Origin of the sequence: Plantibacter sp. LMC-P-059a (assembly GCF_030209505.1) — a bacterium.
Classification (GTDB): domain Bacteria; phylum Actinomycetota; class Actinomycetes; order Actinomycetales; family Microbacteriaceae; genus Plantibacter.
In genome coordinates this window covers 116,298-132,789 of the sequence record NZ_JARVRZ010000007.1, presented here as the reverse complement: position 1 = coordinate 132,789, position 16,492 = coordinate 116,298, and the positions used below count along the sequence as shown (strand labels likewise).

The following is a 16,492-nucleotide window of genomic DNA, read 5'->3' as shown; positions in this document are numbered from 1 at the left end:
GTGGCTGACGCAGCGGAACGTGGCCGGCTGATCGCTGCGACGGGGGAGAGCCCCGACATCGTCTTCGACCGGTTCGTCTCCTGGGCCGAGGCAGGCGGTCTCAGCCTCTACCCGGCCCAGGAAGAGGCGCTCATCGGCATCGTCGACGGCGCCAACGTCATCCTGTCCACGCCGACGGGGACCGGGAAGAGCCTCGTCGCCGCCGGCGCGCACTTCGCGGCGTTGAGCTCAGGCCGACGCAGCTACTACACGGCCCCCATCAAGGCACTCGTCAGCGAGAAGTTCTTCGCCCTCGTCGAGATGTTCGGTGCGGAGAACGTCGGGATGGTCACCGGTGACTCCTCGGTGAACGCCGACGCGCCGATCGTCTGCTGCACCGCGGAGATCGTGGCCAACCTCGCGTTGCGACATGGCACCGATGCGGGCATCGACCAGGTCGTGATGGACGAGTTCCACTTCTACGCCGACCCGGATCGGGGTTGGGCCTGGCAGGTCCCGCTGCTCACGTTGCCGGACACCCAGTTCATCCTGATGTCCGCGACCCTCGGAGACGTCGGCGAACTCGCGGCCGACCTCGAGCGCCGCACCGGCCGCGAGACCGCCGTCGTGACGGGCGTCGAACGCCCCGTGCCATTGCACTTCTCTTACGCGACGACGCCGATCCACGAGACGGTGGAGGATCTCCTCCACACGGGCCAGGCGCCCGTCTACATCGTGCACTTCGCCCAGGCGGCCGCGCTCGAGCGGGCGCAGGCGCTGACGAGCCTCAAGGTCGTTACGCGAGAGCAGCGCGACGAGATCGCCGCGGCCATCGGTGACTTCCGGTTCAGCACCGCGTTCGGCACGACCCTGTCCCGGCTCGTCCGCAGCGGGATCGGCGTGCACCATGCCGGCATGCTGCCGAAGTACCGGCGTCTCGTGGAGCAGCTGGCGCAACGTGGGCTCCTCCGCGTCATCTGCGGGACCGACACGCTCGGGGTCGGGATCAACGTCCCGATCCGCACCGTGCTGTTCACGGCACTCACGAAGTACGACGGCACGAAGATGCGGCAGGTGAACGCGAGGGAGTTCCACCAGATCGCCGGGAGAGCCGGTCGAGCGGGGTACGACACCGCGGGCACCGTGGTGGTGCAGGCACCCGAGCACGAGACCGAGAACCTCAAACTGATCGAGAAGGCCGGCGACGACCCGAAGAAGCGCCGCAAGATCATCCGCAAGAAGGCGCCCGAAGGCTTCGTGTCGTGGGGGGAGCCCAGTTTCCAGCGGCTGGTCTCGGCCGAACCGGAGACGCTGACGAGCCACATGCAGCTCACCCACGCGATGATGCTGAGCGTCATCGCCCGTGGCGGCGACAGCTTCGGTACCATCCGCTCGCTCGTGTTCGACAACCACGAACCGCGCGCCAGACGATTCGCCCTCGCCAGACGAGCGCTCGAGATCTATCGCACGCTGCGCACCGCCGGGGTGATCACCCAGACCACCGATCCCGACACGGGTGAGGTCGTCATCGGTCTCACGGTCGAGCTGCAACCCAACTTCGCCCTCAACGCCCCTCTGTCGCCCTTCGCCCTCGCCGCGTTCGAGCTCCTCGACCCGGCGGAACCCGGCTTCGCACTCGACGTCATCTCGGTCGTCGAGTCGACCCTCGACGATCCCCGTCAGATCGTGATGGCCCAGCAGCACCTCGCGAGAGGCGAGGCGGTGCAGGCGATGAAGGCCGAGGGGATCGAGTACGACCAGCGCATGGAGCTCCTCGAACAGGTCACGCACCCGAGACCACTCGCGGAGCTCCTCGAGGCGGCGTTCACGAGCTACACCGCCGCCCAGCCCTGGGCACTCGACCTCGAGCTCCGGCCGAAGGCGGTCGTCCGTGACTTCATCGAGCGGGCGCTCAACTTCAGCGAGTTCGTGTCGTTCTACAGCCTGTCGAGGTCCGAGGGACTCGTCCTGCGCTACCTGTCCGACGCCTTCCGGGCGATCCGCCAGAGCGTCCCCGACGAGTTCAAGGACGAAGAGCTCCAAGACCTCATCGAGTGGCTCGGTGAACTCGTCCGGCAGGTCGACTCGAGCCTGCTCGACGAGTGGGAGGAACTGTCCCACCCGGATCCGGCACGACATGCCGAGACCGTCCACGCACTCCCGCCGACACCGCGCAGCGTCCTCGCGAACCGGCGTGCGTTCACCGTCCTGGTCCGGAACGAACTCTTCCGCCGGGTCCAGCTCGCCTCACTCGAGCACTACGACGCGCTCGGCGAGCTCGACGCCTCAGCGGGGTTCGACGCGGATGCCTGGGCAGACGCCATGGACCCGTACTTCGAGGAGCACGGCGAGTTGCCGACCGGAGCCGCGGCGCGGAGCCCTGCCCTCCTCGTCGTCGACGACGAGGACGAACGCCCGGTCGGCGATGCCGGGGGAGTCTGGCGCGTGCGCCAGGTGTTCGCCGACCCGGCGGGTGACCACGACTGGGGGATCAGCGCCGTCATCGACCTCGACGCCTCCGACGAGACCGGCACGGCCGTGGTCCGGGTGACCGCCGTCGGGATGCTCTGAACCGTCACAGGTTCGCGCTGAGCCGACGCCAGGGGCGCGGCGCCGTCAGCGAGTCGCGCTGAGGGAGACCGGGCGCTCGTCGCTCGACGCCGTCCGCACCGGGATCCGCTGCTGCAGGACGACCCAGGTCATCGCCGCCACGAGGAGTCCCGCGAGCACCATGTGGAGACCGACCAGCACCTCGGGAAGTCCGAGGCGCGCCTGAGTGAGCCCGACGACGATCTGCACGACCTCGACCGCGAGGAGTGCGGAGACGGCGGTGCGCACGCCGCGCGAACCTCGGCGAGCACCGAGCACGATCGCCCCGACGAGGAGCACGATGGTGCCCGCGAGCGTCGCGTAGGCGGGCCAGCTGTGGAGGTGCTGCAGGAACTCGGGGTCGAAGCCGTTGCGGGGAGCAGGCACCTCCTTGGAGTTGTCGCCGGCGTGGGGGCCGGAGCCCGTGGTGAGGATGCCGAAGACGACGGTGACGGCCACGAACAGGCTCGTGAGGTGGACGACGCCGAGGTACCAACCGGGCATGACCTTCACCGCGCCACGGGGCCCGCGGTAGACCCGGTGGACGAGCATCGTCGCGAGGGCGACCAGGACGATCGAGATGACGAAGTGCAACCCCACCACGTACGGGTTCAGGCCGGTGAGCACGGTGATACCGCCGAGGACGGCCTGTGCCGGGATGGACAGCCCCTGGAGCAGGGTCAGGCGGAAGAGGTCCGGCCGCTGCCGACGCATGCGGAGGACCGCGAGGAACGCGGCGATCACGATGATCGCCAGGACGAAGGTCAGCAGACGGTTGCCGAACTCGATGATCCCGTGGATCCCCATCTCCGGCGTGTTCACGAACGAGTCGTCCGTGCAGCGCGGCCAGGTGGGGCAACCGAGGCCGGAGGCGGTCAACCGGACGGCACCGCCGGTGGCGATGAGGACGAGCTGGAAGGCGAACGAGAGCCAGGCGACGACCCGGACCCGTTTGTCGATCGTCGTCGGCAACCACTGCCAGAACCGCGTGGCGCGCACCCGCTCAGGGAGGCTGCGCGGCGGCGTCGCGCGACTGGCGGTCTTGGAGTGGTCTGACACGGGTCGGTCCTTCGGTTCGCGGTGGCCACGGCGACGGTATGCACCGTCCTCACCCACAACCCACAGGAAGCTGTAGGATTATGAGGTTCACGGTGCGCGCGAGAAGCGCCATGGTTCAAGAACATTGTAGGTTCGCGAAGAAGCCGCCCGCACATCCCCTCCCCAACCCGCTCCGATCAGGCGCGTCCCACGGGAGGGAATGACGACCTCCATCCGGTGGTTGTCTCCAGGGAGGAAAGAGGGACACATGTCAGACATCCTGATCGATCGCCCGGAGCTCGCCGGACTCGGCCAATACGAGTTCGGATGGCACGACGGCGACGTCGCCGGCGCCTCAGCGCGCCGCGGCATCTCCACCGAGGTCGTGGCCGACATCTCCGCGTTGAAGAGCGAACCGGAGTGGATGCTGCAGCGGCGCCTCAAGGCCCTGCAGCTGTTCGAGCGCAAGCCCATGCCGACGTGGGGCGCCGACCTCTCCGAGATCGACTTCGAGAACATCAAGTACTTCGTCCGCTCGACCGAGAAGCAGGCCCAGACCTGGGAAGACCTGCCGGACGACATCAAGAACACCTACGAAAAGCTCGGCATCCCCGAGGCCGAGCGCCAGCGCCTCGTCTCCGGCGTCGCAGCACAGTACGAGTCCGAGGTGGTCTACCACCAGATCAACGAGGAACTCGAAGCGCAGGGTGTGATCTTCATGGACACCGACACCGCGTTGCGCGAGCACCCCGAGTTCTTCGAGGAGTACTTCGGCACGGTCATCCCGTCGGGCGACAACAAGTTCGCGGCGCTGAACACGGCCGTGTGGTCCGGTGGCTCCTTCGTCTACGTGCCGCCCGGCGTGCACGTCGAGATCCCGCTGCAGGCCTACTTCCGCATCAACACGGAGAACATGGGCCAGTTCGAGCGGACGCTGATCATCGCCGACGAGGGCAGCTACGTGCACTACATCGAAGGATGCACCGCGCCGATCTACAAGTCGGACTCGCTGCACTCCGCGGTCGTCGAGATCATCGTCAAGAAGAACGCGCGCGTCCGGTACACGACCATCCAGAACTGGTCGAACAACGTCTACAACCTGGTCACGAAGCGCGCCACGGCCGCCGAGGGCGCGACCATGGAGTGGATCGACGGCAACATCGGATCCAAGGTCACGATGAAGTACCCGTCCATCTACCTCATGGGTGAGCACGCCAAGGGCGAGACCCTCTCCGTCGCGTTCGCCGGCCCCGGCCAGCACCAGGACGCGGGCGCCAAGATGATCCACATGGCTCCGTACACGCAGTCGTCGATCGTCTCGAAGTCGATCGCCCGTGGTGGCGGCCGCGCCGGCTACCGCGGCGAGGTCCGGGTCGACGCCAACGCCCACCACTCGGCCAACACCGTGCGTTGCGACGCGCTCCTCGTCGACACCATCTCCCGGAGCGACACCTACCCGGCGATCGACATCCGCGTGGACGACGTCCAGCTCGGACACGAGGCGACGGTGTCGAAGGTCAGTGAAGAGCAGCTCTTCTACCTGATGAGCCGCGGCATGCCGGAGGACGAGGCCATGGCCATGATCGTCCGCGGCTTCATCGAGCCGATCGCCCGCGAGCTGCCCATGGAGTACGCACTCGAACTCAACAAGCTCATCGAGATGGGCATGGAAGGATCCGTCGGTTAATGACGACTGCAGCACCGACTCAGACCGAAGGACAGCACGGCATCACGGCACACAGCGACGGCGCAGGACGCGTCATCCCGGTGCAGACCCGATCGGAGCGCTTCAGCTCCTACGATGTGGCCGACTTCCCAGCGGTGACGGGACGCGAGGCGGTCTGGAAGCTCAGCCCGGTCGCGACGTTCACCGACCTCACCGCGGGGGAGCTCGACGGCTCGCCCACCCCGGTCCAGCACGACGACGTCGACGGCTTCGGCATCGAGTGGATCGGCCGTGACGACGCACGCGTCGGATCGGCGGGCGTCCCGGAGGAGCGCGCATCGGCGAACGCCTGGTCGAGTTTCGAGCAGGCGCTCGCGATCTCGGTCACCGGTGAGGAACCCAAGACCCTCCGCATCGAGCGCAGCGCGCTCGGCGGTGGCCCTCGCGCCGCGCACACGGTCATCACGGCAGCACCGTTCAGCCGCGGCCTGATCATCATCGAGAACTCCGGCGACGCACGCCTCACCGAGAACGTGGAGATCGTCGTCGGCGAGCAGGCGGACGTGACCGTCGTCTCGGTGCAGTGGTGGGACGACGAAGCCGTGCACCTGGCGAGCCACTTCGCCTCCATCGGCCGCGACGCGCACCTCAAGCACGTCGTCGTGTCGCTCGGCGGCAAGGTCGTCCGGGTGAACCCCACGCTGCACCTCTCCGGTCAGGGCTCCGATCTCGACTCACTGGGCGTCTACTTCTCGGACGCCGGCCAGCACCTCGAGCAGCAGGTGTACATGCACCACGACGCTCCGAACACCCGGGGCCGCGTGACCTACAAGGGTGCCTTGCAGGGTGAGGGTGCCCGGTCCGTCTGGATCGGCGACGTCCTCATCAGCAACCGTGCCGTCGCAACGGACAGCTACGAGCAGAACCGCAACCTGGTCCTCTCGGACGGCACTCGTGCCGACTCCGTTCCGAACCTCGAGATCGAGACCGGTGACATCGCCGGAGCCGGCCACGCGAGCGCGACCGGACGCTTCGACGACGAGCAGCTCTTCTACCTGCAGGCGCGAGGCATCCCCGAGGACGAAGCACGGCGACTCGTCGTCCGCGGGTTCCTCGTCGAGATCATCCAGCAGATCGGCGACGCCGAACTGCAGGAGCGCCTCTCGGCGGCCATCGAAGCAGAGCTGTTGGGCGCCGACGGACAGGACGACGGCGGAGCGCAGCGCTGATGGCGACGAAGGTGTGCTCGTTCGACGAGCTCGCCGTGAACCAGGCCAAGCGGGTCGTGGTGGACGGTGTGCCGATCGCCCTCGTCCGGGACGCGTCTGACGACGTGTTCGCCATCGGGGATGTCTGCACCCACGGCGACATCTCGCTGTCCGAAGGCTTCGTCGAAGACGGCAACCTCGAATGCTGGGCGCACGGTTCGCAGTTCTCGCTCACCACGGGCAAGCCGTTGACCCTCCCGGCCTACGAGCCGGTCCCCGTCTACACCGTCGAGCTCATCGACGGCGACATCTACATCGACCCGACCGCAACGAAAGAGATCTAGCACCATGTCAGTCCTCGAAATCCGCGACCTGCACGTCAGCGTCGAAACCGAACAGGGCACGAAGCCGATCCTGCGTGGTGTCGACCTCACCATCCGCAAGGGCGAGACGCACGCCATCATGGGCCCGAACGGCTCGGGCAAGTCGACGCTCGCGTACACGATCGCCGGTCACCCGAAGTACACCGTCGACAGCGGCTCGATCACGCTCGACGGCGAGGACGTCCTCGCGATGAGCGTCGACGAGCGTGCCCGCGCCGGACTCTTCCTGGCCATGCAGTACCCGGTCGAGATCCCCGGTGTCACGGTCACCAACTTCCTCCGCACCGCGAAGACCGCGGTCGACGGCGAGGCACCGGCCATCCGTGGCTGGATCAAGGACGTCCGCGAGTCGATGAGCAACCTGCGTATGGAGCCGGCCTTCGCCGAGCGGAACGTGAACGAGGGCTTCTCGGGCGGCGAGAAGAAGCGCCACGAGATCCTGCAGCTCGAGCTGCTCAAGCCGCAGTTCGCCGTCCTCGACGAGACCGACTCCGGTCTCGACGTCGACGCGCTCAAGATCGTCTCCGAGGGCGTCAACCGCGCCAAGGAGAACACCGGCCTCGGCGTGTTGCTCATCACCCACTACACGCGCATCCTGCGCTACATCAAGCCGGACTTCGTGCACGTCTTCGTCGCCGGGAAGATCGCCGAACAGGGCGGTCCCGAGCTCGCAGACCGACTCGAGAACGAAGGGTACGACCGCTTCCTCGTCGACGCCGTCGTGGCCTCGGAAGGCGCCTGAGTCCGCGAAGGCGGTCTAAGATAACGACATGGTAACAACGCTCAGTCCGCAACGATTCGACGAGGTCGAAGAAGCACTCAAGGACGTCATGGACCCCGAGCTCGGGGTGAACGTGGTCGACCTCGGTCTCATCTACGACCTCGGTTGGGATGACGAGAACGACGCCCTCATCATCCACATGACCCTGACCTCCGCCGGCTGTCCGCTCACGGACGTGCTGGAGGAACAGACCGGTCAAGCGCTCGACGGGATCGTCGACGCGTTCCGCATCAACTGGGTCTGGATGCCGCCGTGGGGTCCCGAGCGGATCACGGACGACGGCCGCGACATGATGCGAGCCCTCGGCTTCTCGATCTGATCGATCCTCCACGACGACGGACGGCTGTGTTCCAGTCGTCCGTCGTCGTCGTTCACGCTGGTTGTGCCCGACCCGCCGGCCGCGGATAGGGTCGAGGCATGACCGAGACCGTTTCCGCCGACCCCCTCGACCTGCTGCGCACCCGGACGAGCGAGAAGTGGTCCGAGTACCCGGACGACGTCCTGCCGATGTTCGTCGCGGAGATGGACGTCCCGCTCGCGCCGGTGATCCGCACAGCGCTCCACGCTGCGATCGATCGCGGGGACGCCGGATACGTGGCGAGCCGCTCGCGACTTCCCGAGGCGTTCGCGGACTTCGCGTCTCGACGCTGGGGGTGGGAGGTGGACCCCGGATCCGTCTTCACGACCGCCGACGTCAGCATGGGCATCGTTGAGATCCTCCGTCGCGTCATCACCCCCGGGGAACGGGTCGTCGTCACGTCCCCGGTCTACCCGCCCTTCTTCGACCTCGTCACCGAGGCCGGTGGGGTCGTCGCCGACGTACCGTTGCGTGGTTCGAGTCGTCCGGACGACCCGGCCGGCGGGCTCCGCCTCGATCTCGACGCGCTGGAGACCGCGTTCCGCGACGGCGTGAAGGCCTTCCTGCTCTGCAATCCGCACAACCCGATCGGGCGGCCTCACACCGTCGAGGAACTCCGCGCCGTCGCCTCACTCGCCACCCGCTACGGGGTCGTGGTGGTGAGCGATGAGATCCACGCGCCACTCACGCAACCCGGCGAGCGGTTCGTCCCCTACCTGAGCGTCTCCGAGGAGGCCGCTGCGCACGGATACGCCGTCCTGTCGGCGAGCAAGGCCTGGAATCTGGCAGGACTGAAGTGCGCGGTCATGGTCACGGCTGGTGCCGGTCCGCGGAGCGTGATCGCCGGCATGCCCGTCGAGGTCTTCTGGCGGACCGGACAGTTCGGTGTGCTGGCCTCGATCGCCGCGTTCGAATCCGGGGAACCGTGGCTCGACGGCCTTCTGGGTCTCATCGATGGGAATCGACGCCTGCTGGGTGACCTCCTGAGCGCCCAGCTCCCGGAGATCGGTTACCGCATGCCCGCCGCCGGCTACCTGGCCTGGCTCGACTGCTCCGCCCTCGGCTGGTCGGAACCGCCCGCCCGTCACATCCTGCGGGCGGCGAAGGTCGCCCTGCAGGAAGGAGCGCCGTTCGGTCCCTCCGGCACCGGTCACGCTCGGTTGAACCTCGCCTGCTCACCGGAGTTGTTGAGCGAGGCCGTCCGACGGATCGCGGCACTGCGCTGAGTCCGAACGGGCGCCCGCACGCGCTCGCGCGACAGCCGCGGTGCCGAGCATCGATTTCACGATTTATACTGAGAAGTTGACCCCCACCCCTCGCGTTGTCGAAACGCACCTGGAGAAATGGACCATGCCTGTGCTGAGTGTGCACGACCTCGAGATCCGCGTGGGGGCACGCGTGCTCATGGAGCACGTGAACTTCCGTGTGTCCGCCGGCGACAAGATCGGCCTCGTCGGCCGCAACGGCGCCGGGAAGACCACCCTGACCAAGACCCTGGCCGGGGAGACCCTGCCGACCAACGGCAAGATCGATCGTGGCGGGGAGATCGGCTACCTCCCGCAGGATCCACGTTCCGGCAACCCTGAGGACCTCGCCCGCACCCGCATCCTCGACGCCCGCGGCCTCGGCCAGCTTGCGCTCGGCATGCACGAGTCGAGCATGGCCATGGCGAGCGACGACCCGAAGGTCGCCGAGGCCGCCATGAAGAAGTACGGCAACCTCACGGACCGGTTCAACGCTCTCGGAGGATACGCCGCCGAGGCCGAAGCGGCGTCGATCGCGTCGAACCTGAACCTGCCCGACCGAATCCTCGACCAGCAGCTCAAGACGCTCTCCGGTGGCCAGCGTCGCCGCATCGAGCTCGCGCGCATCCTCTTCTCCGACGCCGAGACGCTCATCCTCGACGAGCCGACCAACCACCTCGACGCCGACTCGGTCGTCTGGCTGCGGGAGTTCCTCAAGCAGTACAAGGGCGGGTTCATCGTGATCTCGCACGACATCGAGCTCGTGGGGGAGACGGTCAACCGGGTCTTCTACCTCGATGCGAACCGCACGGTCATCGACATCTACAACATGAACTGGAAGAACTACCAGCGGCAGCGCGAGGCCGACGAGGAGCGCCGGAAGAAGGAGCGCACCAACGTCGAGAAGAAGGCGACCGCGCTCCAGCTCCAGGCGGCCAAGTTCGGCGCGAAGGCCAGCAAGGCGGCCGCGGCGCACCAGATGGTCGCACGCGCTGAGCGGATGCTCTCCGGCCTCGAGGAGGTCCGCGCCCAGGATCGCGTCGCGAAGCTGCGGTTCCCGACCCCGGCCCCCTGCGGCCGCACGCCGCTCATGGCGAGCAACCTGTCGAAGAGCTACGGATCACTCGAGATCTTCACGGCTGTCGATCTCGCGATCGACCGCGGGTCGAAGGTCGTCATCCTCGGGTTCAACGGTGCGGGCAAGACCACGCTGCTGCGGATCCTGGCCGGCGTGGACCAGCCCGACACCGGTCAGCTCGAGCCCGGTCACGGACTGCGGATCGGCTACTACGCCCAGGAGCACGAGACGATCGACGTCAAGCGCAGCGTTCTGGAGAACATGGTCTCCTCCTCGCCGAACATCACCGAGATGGAAGCCCGCAAGGTGCTCGGTTCGTTCCTGTTCACCGGCGACGACTCCAACAAGCTCGCCGGGGTGCTCTCCGGTGGCGAGAAGACGCGACTCGCCCTCGCGATGATCGTCGTCTCAGGAGCGAACATGCTCCTGCTCGACGAACCGACGAACAACCTCGACCCGGCCAGCCGGCTGGAGATCCTCGACGCGCTCGCCCACTACGAGGGAGCGGTCGTGCTCGTCAGCCACGACGAGGGCGCAGTCGAGGCGCTGAACCCGGAACGGGTCCTGATCCTCCCCGACGGCGTCGAGGACCACTGGAACAAGGACTACCAGGACCTCGTCAGCCTGGCCTGACGCGCTGGGCCCGTGTACCTCACGGGCCCGGCACCGCCTTGCGGCGCATCCGTCGGGACGCGTGGGTCAGTGACGCGACTCGAGGATCTCGTCCTCGATGTCGGCGTCGGACCGGGCCTTGTTGGCGAGGCGCTCGGCGCGTGCAGCCGCCCGCCGCTGTTCCTTCGGGTCGTCGGAGTTCAGGATGCGGTACTCCTGGCGGATCGCGTAGGCGAGGAACAGGAAGCCCATCAGCGCGAACACCACCCACTGCAGCGCATACGACAGGTGCATGCCCTCGTTCGGCTCGGGTTTGATCGGGCCGAGAGGCGCAGCCTCCGCAGGTGCCGGGCGCTCCGAGAGCAGCATCCCGTAGGCGCCCGTGTAGACCGTCTCCCCGCGGAGTTCGGCGATCTGCGGGAGGTTGATCGTCGCCACCTGGCCGTCGGCGGCGCCGCGGCCCGGGAGCGTCGGCTCGCCCGGCCGGATCCGGACGACGACCGACACCTCTCCGGATGGAGGAGCGGGGACCGACTCCGGTGCGTCCAGCGTGTCGCCCGCCGGGACCCAGCCGCGATCGACGATGAAGACGTCGCCGTTCGCCAAGCGCAGCGGGGTGAGGACGTCGAACCCCGCCTGGTTGTTCCTGGGACGGTTGCGGACGAGCAACTGTTCGTCCGTCAGGTAGGTGCCGCTCATCGACACCGGGTGCCATTCGTCGGCCACACTGAAGGAGTCGAGCGATGGGAGTGCCTCATCGAGGGGGATCGGGGTCGCGTCCCAGTTGGTCGCGATCCGCTGCACCTCCTCCTCCTTCTCGCTCGCCCGCGCCAGCTGCCAGTTGGAGAGGAGGACGCAGACGATCGCGAAGACGATGGCGACGCCGAGGTACCCGAGCCAACGACGGCTGAAGGCGAACCGCCATCCGGCGCTCATGACCCCACCGCCGGGGCGAGACGCATCCGCTCGAGCGGGAAGGAGCGGGCCTCGAGGAAGGCCTCCAGGAAGTCCACGTGCTCCTCGCAGGCGGTCCAGGTCTTCACGCGGTCTCCGGTGTGGATCTTCGGATTCCGCCACTCGATCCGCCATTCCGCCGCGGCACGGCACCCGGCACGAGAACAGATCACCCCGTCCGGCTCGGCTCCGAACCCGATCATGCCTGGTCGGCCGGGCGGGGAGGGACGGAGTCGTCGACGATGGTCGGCCGCTGGGACACCACGACACCGCTTGGGCGCTCGATGGCGCCCTGCGAGGGCAGCGACCCGGCGTTCGCGATGATCACGGCGATGTAGGGGAGGAAGATGGCGCCGGCTGCGACCACGAACATCCAACCGCCCTGCACGAACGGGAGCGCGGCGAGGCAAAGCAACCGGACACCCATGGTGATCGAGTACTTGATGAGCCGCTGCCGGCGCTCCTGTTCGGGCGCCGGTGGGAGTGAGGTGATGCTCTGCTGCTTCATGCCTCTCTCAGCCTACGCTCTCGACGGGCGCTCGATGCCCTGAAGTGACCGGGAGGAACCGGAGACCGCCATATGCTGGTACGGGTCCGCGGCCGGAGCGCCACGGACCTCGACGGCCGCCGCTCGAATCGGTCCGTCCCGCCGAAGGAGAGGAATCGACCATGACCGCACCACGCACCGTCCTCGTCACCGGAGGCAACCGGGGGATCGGCTTCGCCATCGCCGAGGAGTTCGTCGCGCAGGGTCACCGGGTGGCCGTGACCGCGCGGTCGGGCGAGGGACCCGCCGGCACGCTGACGGTCCGCGCGGACGTCACGGACGCCGCCTCGGTGGACGCGGCGTTCACGGAGATCGAAGCCCAGCTCGGTCCGGTCGAGGTGCTCGTGGCCAACGCGGGCATCACCAAGGACACCCTGCTCATGCGGATGACCGAGGACGACTTCGACCGAGTGGTCGACACGAACCTGGGTGGTTCGTTCCGGGTCGTCAAGCGAGCGTCGAAAGGCATGCTGAAGGCGCGGTTCGGGCGCATCGTGCTCATCTCGAGCGTCGTGGGCCTCTACGGTTCCGCCGGCCAGGTCAACTACGCCGCCTCGAAGAGCGGCCTCATCGGCATGGCGCGTTCGATCACCCGCGAGCTCGGAGCACGCGGGATCACGGCGAACGTCGTCGCGCCGGGGTTCATCGAGACGGACATGACCGCCGAGCTGCCGGCCGAGACGCAGTCCGAGTACAAGAAGAGCATCCCCGCCGCCCGGTTCGCCAGTGCGAACGAGGTCGCGAAGGTCGTCACGTGGATCGCCGGCGATGACGCCGGCTACATCTCCGGGGCGGTCATCCCGGTCGACGGCGGCCTCGGCATGGGGCACTGACCCGCTGAGTGCACGTTCGCGCCGGGGTCGGCTCAGCGGCGCTGAGGCCCGCTCTCGAGGCCGAGGAGCGGCAGGACGTCGCCGAGGTCGACCCTTCCTGCGACGACGTCCGCGTGCCGACGCACGATCGGCTTCGCGTTGAAGGCGACCGAGAGGCCGGCGACCTCCATCATGGCGAGATCGTTGGCGCCGTCGCCGACCGCGATGGTCCGAACCAGCGGCACGTCGTCGAGGGCGGCCCACTCCTGCAACGCATCCGCCTTGGCCGCTGCGTCGATGATCGGCCCACTGAGCCCGCCGGTCAGTCGACCGTCTGCCGTCTCGAGCCGATTCGCCCGCACATGGTCGAGGCCGAGGGCCGCTGCGAGCGGATCGAGGAGTTCGTGGAAGCCGCCGGAGACGACGCCGATGGTCGATCCGTGGGCGTGCAGCCCGTCGATGAGCCGCTCGAGCCCGCGCGTGGTGCGGATCCGCCGGGCGATCACCGGAATGCGGTCCACCGGCAGGCCGGCGAGCGTCGCCACCCGCGCCCGAAGGCTGTCGGCGAAGTCGAGCTCGCCTCGCATCGCCCGCTCCGTGATCTCGGCGACCTCGGGAAGACTGCCGACCTCCTCAGCGAGGAGTTCGATCACCTCGTTCTCGATGAGCGTCGAGTCGGCGTCCAGGACCGCGAGGAACCGGACGCCTCGTCCGGCCTGTGGGGGGAGTGCTGCCTCGGGATCCGCCACTGCCGAACGCTCGGTACTCATGGAACGACGCGTACTCCCTTGCCAACCACGGTGAGACCGGACTCGGTGACGGTGAATCCGCGAGCGCGGTCCCGGTCGTGGTCGACGCCGACGCTCGCGCCGGAGGTGACCACCACATCCTTGTCCAGGATAGCCCGCTTGACGACGGCGTCCGGTTCGATGTGGACCTTGTCGAACACGACGGAGTCCGAGACGTGGGCGCCCGACTCCACGAGCGCCCAGGGCCCGAGGACACTGCGCTCGATGTGCGCGCCGGACAGCAGTGACCCGAGCGAGACGATCGAGTCGATGGTCTGGCCGAGGTTGCCCTTCGCGTCCCGCACGAACTTGGCCGGCGGCGAGTTCAACTGCGAACTGAAGATCGGCCAGTCGCGGTTGTAGAGGTTGAAGATCGGGAGCGTCGAGATGAGGTCCTGGTGCGCCTCGTAGAACGACTCGATCGTCCCGACGTCGCGCCAGTAGTAGCGGTCGCGATCGGTGGACCCCGGCACGTCGTTCCGCTGGAGGTCGTACACGCCGGCTTCTCCACGGTCGACGAAGTACGGGACGATGTCGCCACCCATGTCGTGGTTCGAACTCGTCACCTCGCCGTCGTCGATGACCGCCTGCATGAGAGCGTCCGCGTCGAACACGTAGTTGCCCATGGAGGCGAGGACTTCGCCGGGGGAGTCCGGCAGGCCGGGTGCGTCGAGGGGCTTCTCGAGGAAGCGCGCGATCGTCGTGGGGTCGTCCGCGTCCACGTCGATGACACCGAACTGGTCCGAGAGGGAGATCGGCTGACGGATCGCGGCCACGGTGGCCTTTTTCCCGGACTGGATGTGCGCTTCGATCATCTGCGCGAAGTCCATGCGGTACACGTGGTCCGCGCCGACGACCACGACGATGTCGGGCTTCTCGTCGCGGATCAGGTTGAGGCTCTGCAGGATCGCGTCGGCGGAACCGCTGAACCAACGCTTGCCGAGGCGCTGCTGCGCCGGCACGGATGCGACATAGGAGTCGAGCAGCCCGGAGAGACGCCACGTCTGCGAGACGTGGCGGTCGAGGCTGTGGGACTTGTACTGGGTGAGGACGACGATCTGGGTGAGTCCCGAGTTGATGAGGTTGGACAACGCGAAGTCGATCAGACGGTACTGCCCGCCGAACGGTACGGCCGGTTTCGCGCGGTCCGCGGTCAGCGGCATCAACCGCTTCCCTTCCCCACCAGCGAGGACGATTCCGAAAATCTTCTTTGAGGCGGCCATGGCTTCAGAATAGATGCCGGAGGAGACCTGTACTAGCGTCTAGACATGCGAGTTGATCTTGTGACAAAGGAGTACCCGCCGGAGATCTACGGCGGAGCAGGTGTCCACGTCGCGGAGTTGGTGAAATCCCTCCGCAGCGACATCGACGTGACGGTCCGGTGCTTCGGCGCCCCTCGCGATGAGGCCGACACGGTCGCCTACGGTGTACCCGCCGAACTCCAGGGCGCCAACGGAGCGCTCACCACCCTCGGGACGGACCTCCTCATCGCCCAGGACGTCGCGGGGGCCGACCTCGTGCACTCGCACACCTGGTACGCGAACGGAGCCGGGCATCTCGCCTCCCTGCTGCACGGCATCCCGCACGTCGTCACGGCGCACAGCCTGGAGCCGCTGCGGCCGTGGAAGGCAGAGCAGCTCGGTGGCGGGTACCGCGTGTCGAGCTGGATCGAGCAGTCCGCCTACGAAGGTGCCGCGGCCGTCGTCGCGGTCAGTGACGGCATGCGTCGGGACATCCTGCGGTCCTACCCGAGCCTCGATCCGGCCAAGGTCCAGGTGATCTACAACGGCATCGACCTCACCGATTGGCAGCCCCGGGTCGACGACGACCTGCTGCGCTCCCTGGGGATCGACCCGTCCCGTCCGTCCGTCGTCTTCGTCGGCCGGATCACCCGTCAGAAGGGTCTGCCGTACCTGCTCCGCGCGGCCCGACTGCTGCCGCCGGACGTCCAGCTCATCCTGTGCGCCGGCGCTCCCGACACCCCGGAGATCCTCGCCGAGGTCAAGGCGCTCGTCGAGGAGTTGCAGCAGGAGCGCACCGGCGTCGTCTGGATCGAGCGACTGCTCCCGCGCCACGAGCTCTGCACCGTGCTCACCGCCGCCACCACCTTCGTGTGCCCGTCGATCTACGAGCCGCTCGGCATCGTGAACCTCGAGGCCATGGCCTGCGGGGCCGCGGTGGTCGGTACCGGGACCGGAGGCATCCCGGAGGTCGTCCAGGACGGCGTCACGGGCCGGATCGTCCCGCTCGCGCAGGCGTCCGACGGCACCGGGACCCCCCTCGACCCCGAGCGCTTCGTCGCCGACCTCGCCGCCACCCTCACGGAGGTCGTCCAGGATCCGGCGCAGGCGAGGGCGTACGGCGCCGCGGGTCGCCGCCGTGCGGAGTCCGACTTCAGCTGGTCGCGCATCGCCTCCCAGACGGCGGAGCTGTACCGCAGCCTCGTCTGACGCCC

General features: G+C 67.8%; 16 protein-coding genes. 10 read left to right on the top strand and 6 right to left on the bottom strand.

Annotated features, from left to right (window positions below; all coding sequences use genetic code 11):
• Positions 1–2,550, top strand: coding sequence for a DEAD/DEAH box helicase (locus QRN27_RS16795; protein ID WP_285043218.1), 2,550 nt, complete (start codon positions 1–3; stop codon positions 2,548–2,550).
• Between the two features lie 45 nt (positions 2,551–2,595).
• Here QRN27_RS16795 and QRN27_RS16790 read toward each other — a convergent pair whose 3' ends face one another.
• Positions 2,596–3,567, bottom strand: coding sequence for a COX15/CtaA family protein (locus tag QRN27_RS16790; RefSeq protein ID WP_502929544.1), 972 nt, complete (start codon positions 3,565–3,567; stop codon positions 2,596–2,598).
• Between the two features lie 307 nt (positions 3,568–3,874).
• Here QRN27_RS16790 and sufB point away from each other — a divergent pair, with 307 nt between their 5' ends.
• The 7 genes from sufB to abc-f all read left to right on the top strand — a co-directional run bounded on the left by sufB (position 3,875) and on the right by abc-f (position 10,957).
• A complete protein-coding gene (gene sufB, locus QRN27_RS16785; RefSeq protein ID WP_064296935.1) occupies positions 3,875–5,293 on the top strand; it encodes a Fe-S cluster assembly protein SufB in 1,419 nt (472 codons plus the stop codon).
• Positions 5,293–6,501, top strand: coding sequence for a Fe-S cluster assembly protein SufD (sufD, locus tag QRN27_RS16780; RefSeq protein ID WP_285043217.1), 1,209 nt, complete (start codon positions 5,293–5,295; stop codon positions 6,499–6,501). Before sufB ends, sufD begins: the two co-directional genes overlap by 1 nt.
• On the top strand, positions 6,501–6,824 hold the full coding sequence (locus tag QRN27_RS16775; RefSeq protein WP_056005628.1) for a non-heme iron oxygenase ferredoxin subunit: 324 nt from the start codon (positions 6,501–6,503) through the stop codon (positions 6,822–6,824). Before sufD ends, QRN27_RS16775 begins: the two co-directional genes overlap by 1 nt.
• Before the next feature lie 4 nt (positions 6,825–6,828).
• Positions 6,829–7,605 carry a Fe-S cluster assembly ATPase SufC gene (sufC, locus tag QRN27_RS16770; RefSeq protein WP_194670060.1) on the top strand — a complete coding sequence of 259 codons (777 nt, stop codon included), beginning with the start codon at positions 6,829–6,831 and terminating at the stop codon, positions 7,603–7,605.
• Positions 7,606–7,633: 28 nt separating this feature from the next.
• The gene (locus tag QRN27_RS16765; protein ID WP_056005622.1) at positions 7,634–7,963 is read left to right on the top strand and encodes a metal-sulfur cluster assembly factor; all 330 of its coding nucleotides are present in this window, start codon (positions 7,634–7,636) and stop codon (positions 7,961–7,963) included.
• Positions 7,964–8,061: 98 nt separating this feature from the next.
• Positions 8,062–9,228 (top strand): MalY/PatB family protein, encoded by a 1,167-nt coding sequence (locus QRN27_RS16760; RefSeq protein WP_285043216.1) that lies wholly within the window; start codon positions 8,062–8,064, stop codon positions 9,226–9,228.
• A 130-nt stretch (positions 9,229–9,358) separates the two neighbouring features.
• Positions 9,359–10,957: a ribosomal protection-like ABC-F family protein gene (abc-f, locus tag QRN27_RS16755; protein ID WP_056005615.1), complete on the top strand. Its 1,599-nt coding sequence runs from the start codon at positions 9,359–9,361 to the stop codon at positions 10,955–10,957.
• A gap of 66 nt (positions 10,958–11,023) precedes the next feature.
• Here the strand turns inward: abc-f and QRN27_RS16750 are convergent, their stop codons facing one another.
• Genes QRN27_RS16750 through QRN27_RS16740 form a run of 3 tightly spaced genes read right to left on the bottom strand, consistent with a single transcriptional unit; the run spans position 11,024 to position 12,398 of the window.
• Positions 11,024–11,872, bottom strand: a complete 849-nt coding sequence (locus tag QRN27_RS16750) for an SURF1 family cytochrome oxidase biogenesis protein (protein WP_285043215.1) — start codon at positions 11,870–11,872, stop codon at positions 11,024–11,026.
• Positions 11,869–12,093 (bottom strand): hypothetical protein, encoded by a 225-nt coding sequence (locus QRN27_RS16745; RefSeq protein ID WP_285043214.1) that lies wholly within the window; start codon positions 12,091–12,093, stop codon positions 11,869–11,871. Before QRN27_RS16745 ends, QRN27_RS16750 begins: the two co-directional genes overlap by 4 nt.
• Positions 12,090–12,398, bottom strand: coding sequence for a DUF3099 domain-containing protein (locus QRN27_RS16740; protein ID WP_194670064.1), 309 nt, complete (start codon positions 12,396–12,398; stop codon positions 12,090–12,092). Before QRN27_RS16740 ends, QRN27_RS16745 begins: the two co-directional genes overlap by 4 nt.
• Positions 12,399–12,559: 161 nt before the next feature.
• Between QRN27_RS16740 and fabG the strand changes: the two genes are divergently transcribed.
• The gene (fabG, locus tag QRN27_RS16735; protein WP_285043213.1) at positions 12,560–13,270 is read left to right on the top strand and encodes a 3-oxoacyl-ACP reductase FabG; all 711 of its coding nucleotides are present in this window, start codon (positions 12,560–12,562) and stop codon (positions 13,268–13,270) included.
• A gap of 32 nt (positions 13,271–13,302) precedes the next feature.
• On the opposite strand, the gene serB is transcribed toward fabG, so the two are convergent.
• Positions 13,303–14,019, bottom strand: coding sequence for a phosphoserine phosphatase SerB (gene serB / locus QRN27_RS16730; protein ID WP_285043212.1), 717 nt, complete (start codon positions 14,017–14,019; stop codon positions 13,303–13,305).
• Positions 14,016–15,260, bottom strand: a complete 1,245-nt coding sequence (locus QRN27_RS16725) for a glucose-1-phosphate adenylyltransferase (protein ID WP_056005597.1) — start codon at positions 15,258–15,260, stop codon at positions 14,016–14,018. Before QRN27_RS16725 ends, serB begins: the two co-directional genes overlap by 4 nt.
• Before the next feature lie 45 nt (positions 15,261–15,305).
• On the opposite strand from QRN27_RS16725, the gene glgA reads away from it, so the two are divergent.
• A complete protein-coding gene (gene glgA / locus QRN27_RS16720) occupies positions 15,306–16,487 on the top strand; it encodes a glycogen synthase (protein WP_285043211.1) in 1,182 nt (393 codons plus the stop codon).
• Positions 16,488–16,492: the final 5 nt, after the last annotated feature.

Excerpts from the sequence above, each read along its gene's own strand:
- sufB (WP_064296935.1), top strand. The coding sequence starts at position 3,875 with ATGTCAGACATCCTGATCGATCGCCCGGAGCTCGCCGGACTCGGCCAA.
- sufD (WP_285043217.1), top strand. The coding sequence starts at position 5,293 with ATGACGACTGCAGCACCGACTCAGACCGAAGGACAGCACGGCATCACG.
- QRN27_RS16775 (WP_056005628.1), top strand. The coding sequence starts at position 6,501 with ATGGCGACGAAGGTGTGCTCGTTCGACGAGCTCGCCGTGAACCAGGCC.
- sufC (WP_194670060.1), top strand. The coding sequence starts at position 6,829 with ATGTCAGTCCTCGAAATCCGCGACCTGCACGTCAGCGTCGAAACCGAA.
- QRN27_RS16765 (WP_056005622.1), top strand. The coding sequence starts at position 7,634 with ATGGTAACAACGCTCAGTCCGCAACGATTCGACGAGGTCGAAGAAGCA.
- QRN27_RS16760 (WP_285043216.1), top strand. The coding sequence starts at position 8,062 with ATGACCGAGACCGTTTCCGCCGACCCCCTCGACCTGCTGCGCACCCGG.
- QRN27_RS16750 (WP_285043215.1), bottom strand. The coding sequence starts at position 11,872 with ATGAGCGCCGGATGGCGGTTCGCCTTCAGCCGTCGTTGGCTCGGGTAC.
- QRN27_RS16745 (WP_285043214.1), bottom strand. The coding sequence starts at position 12,093 with ATGATCGGGTTCGGAGCCGAGCCGGACGGGGTGATCTGTTCTCGTGCC.
- QRN27_RS16740 (WP_194670064.1), bottom strand. The coding sequence starts at position 12,398 with ATGAAGCAGCAGAGCATCACCTCACTCCCACCGGCGCCCGAACAGGAG.
- fabG (WP_285043213.1), top strand. The coding sequence starts at position 12,560 with ATGACCGCACCACGCACCGTCCTCGTCACCGGAGGCAACCGGGGGATC.
- serB (WP_285043212.1), bottom strand. The coding sequence starts at position 14,019 with ATGAGTACCGAGCGTTCGGCAGTGGCGGATCCCGAGGCAGCACTCCCC.
- QRN27_RS16725 (WP_056005597.1), bottom strand. The coding sequence starts at position 15,260 with ATGGCCGCCTCAAAGAAGATTTTCGGAATCGTCCTCGCTGGTGGGGAA.
- glgA (WP_285043211.1), top strand. The coding sequence starts at position 15,306 with ATGCGAGTTGATCTTGTGACAAAGGAGTACCCGCCGGAGATCTACGGC.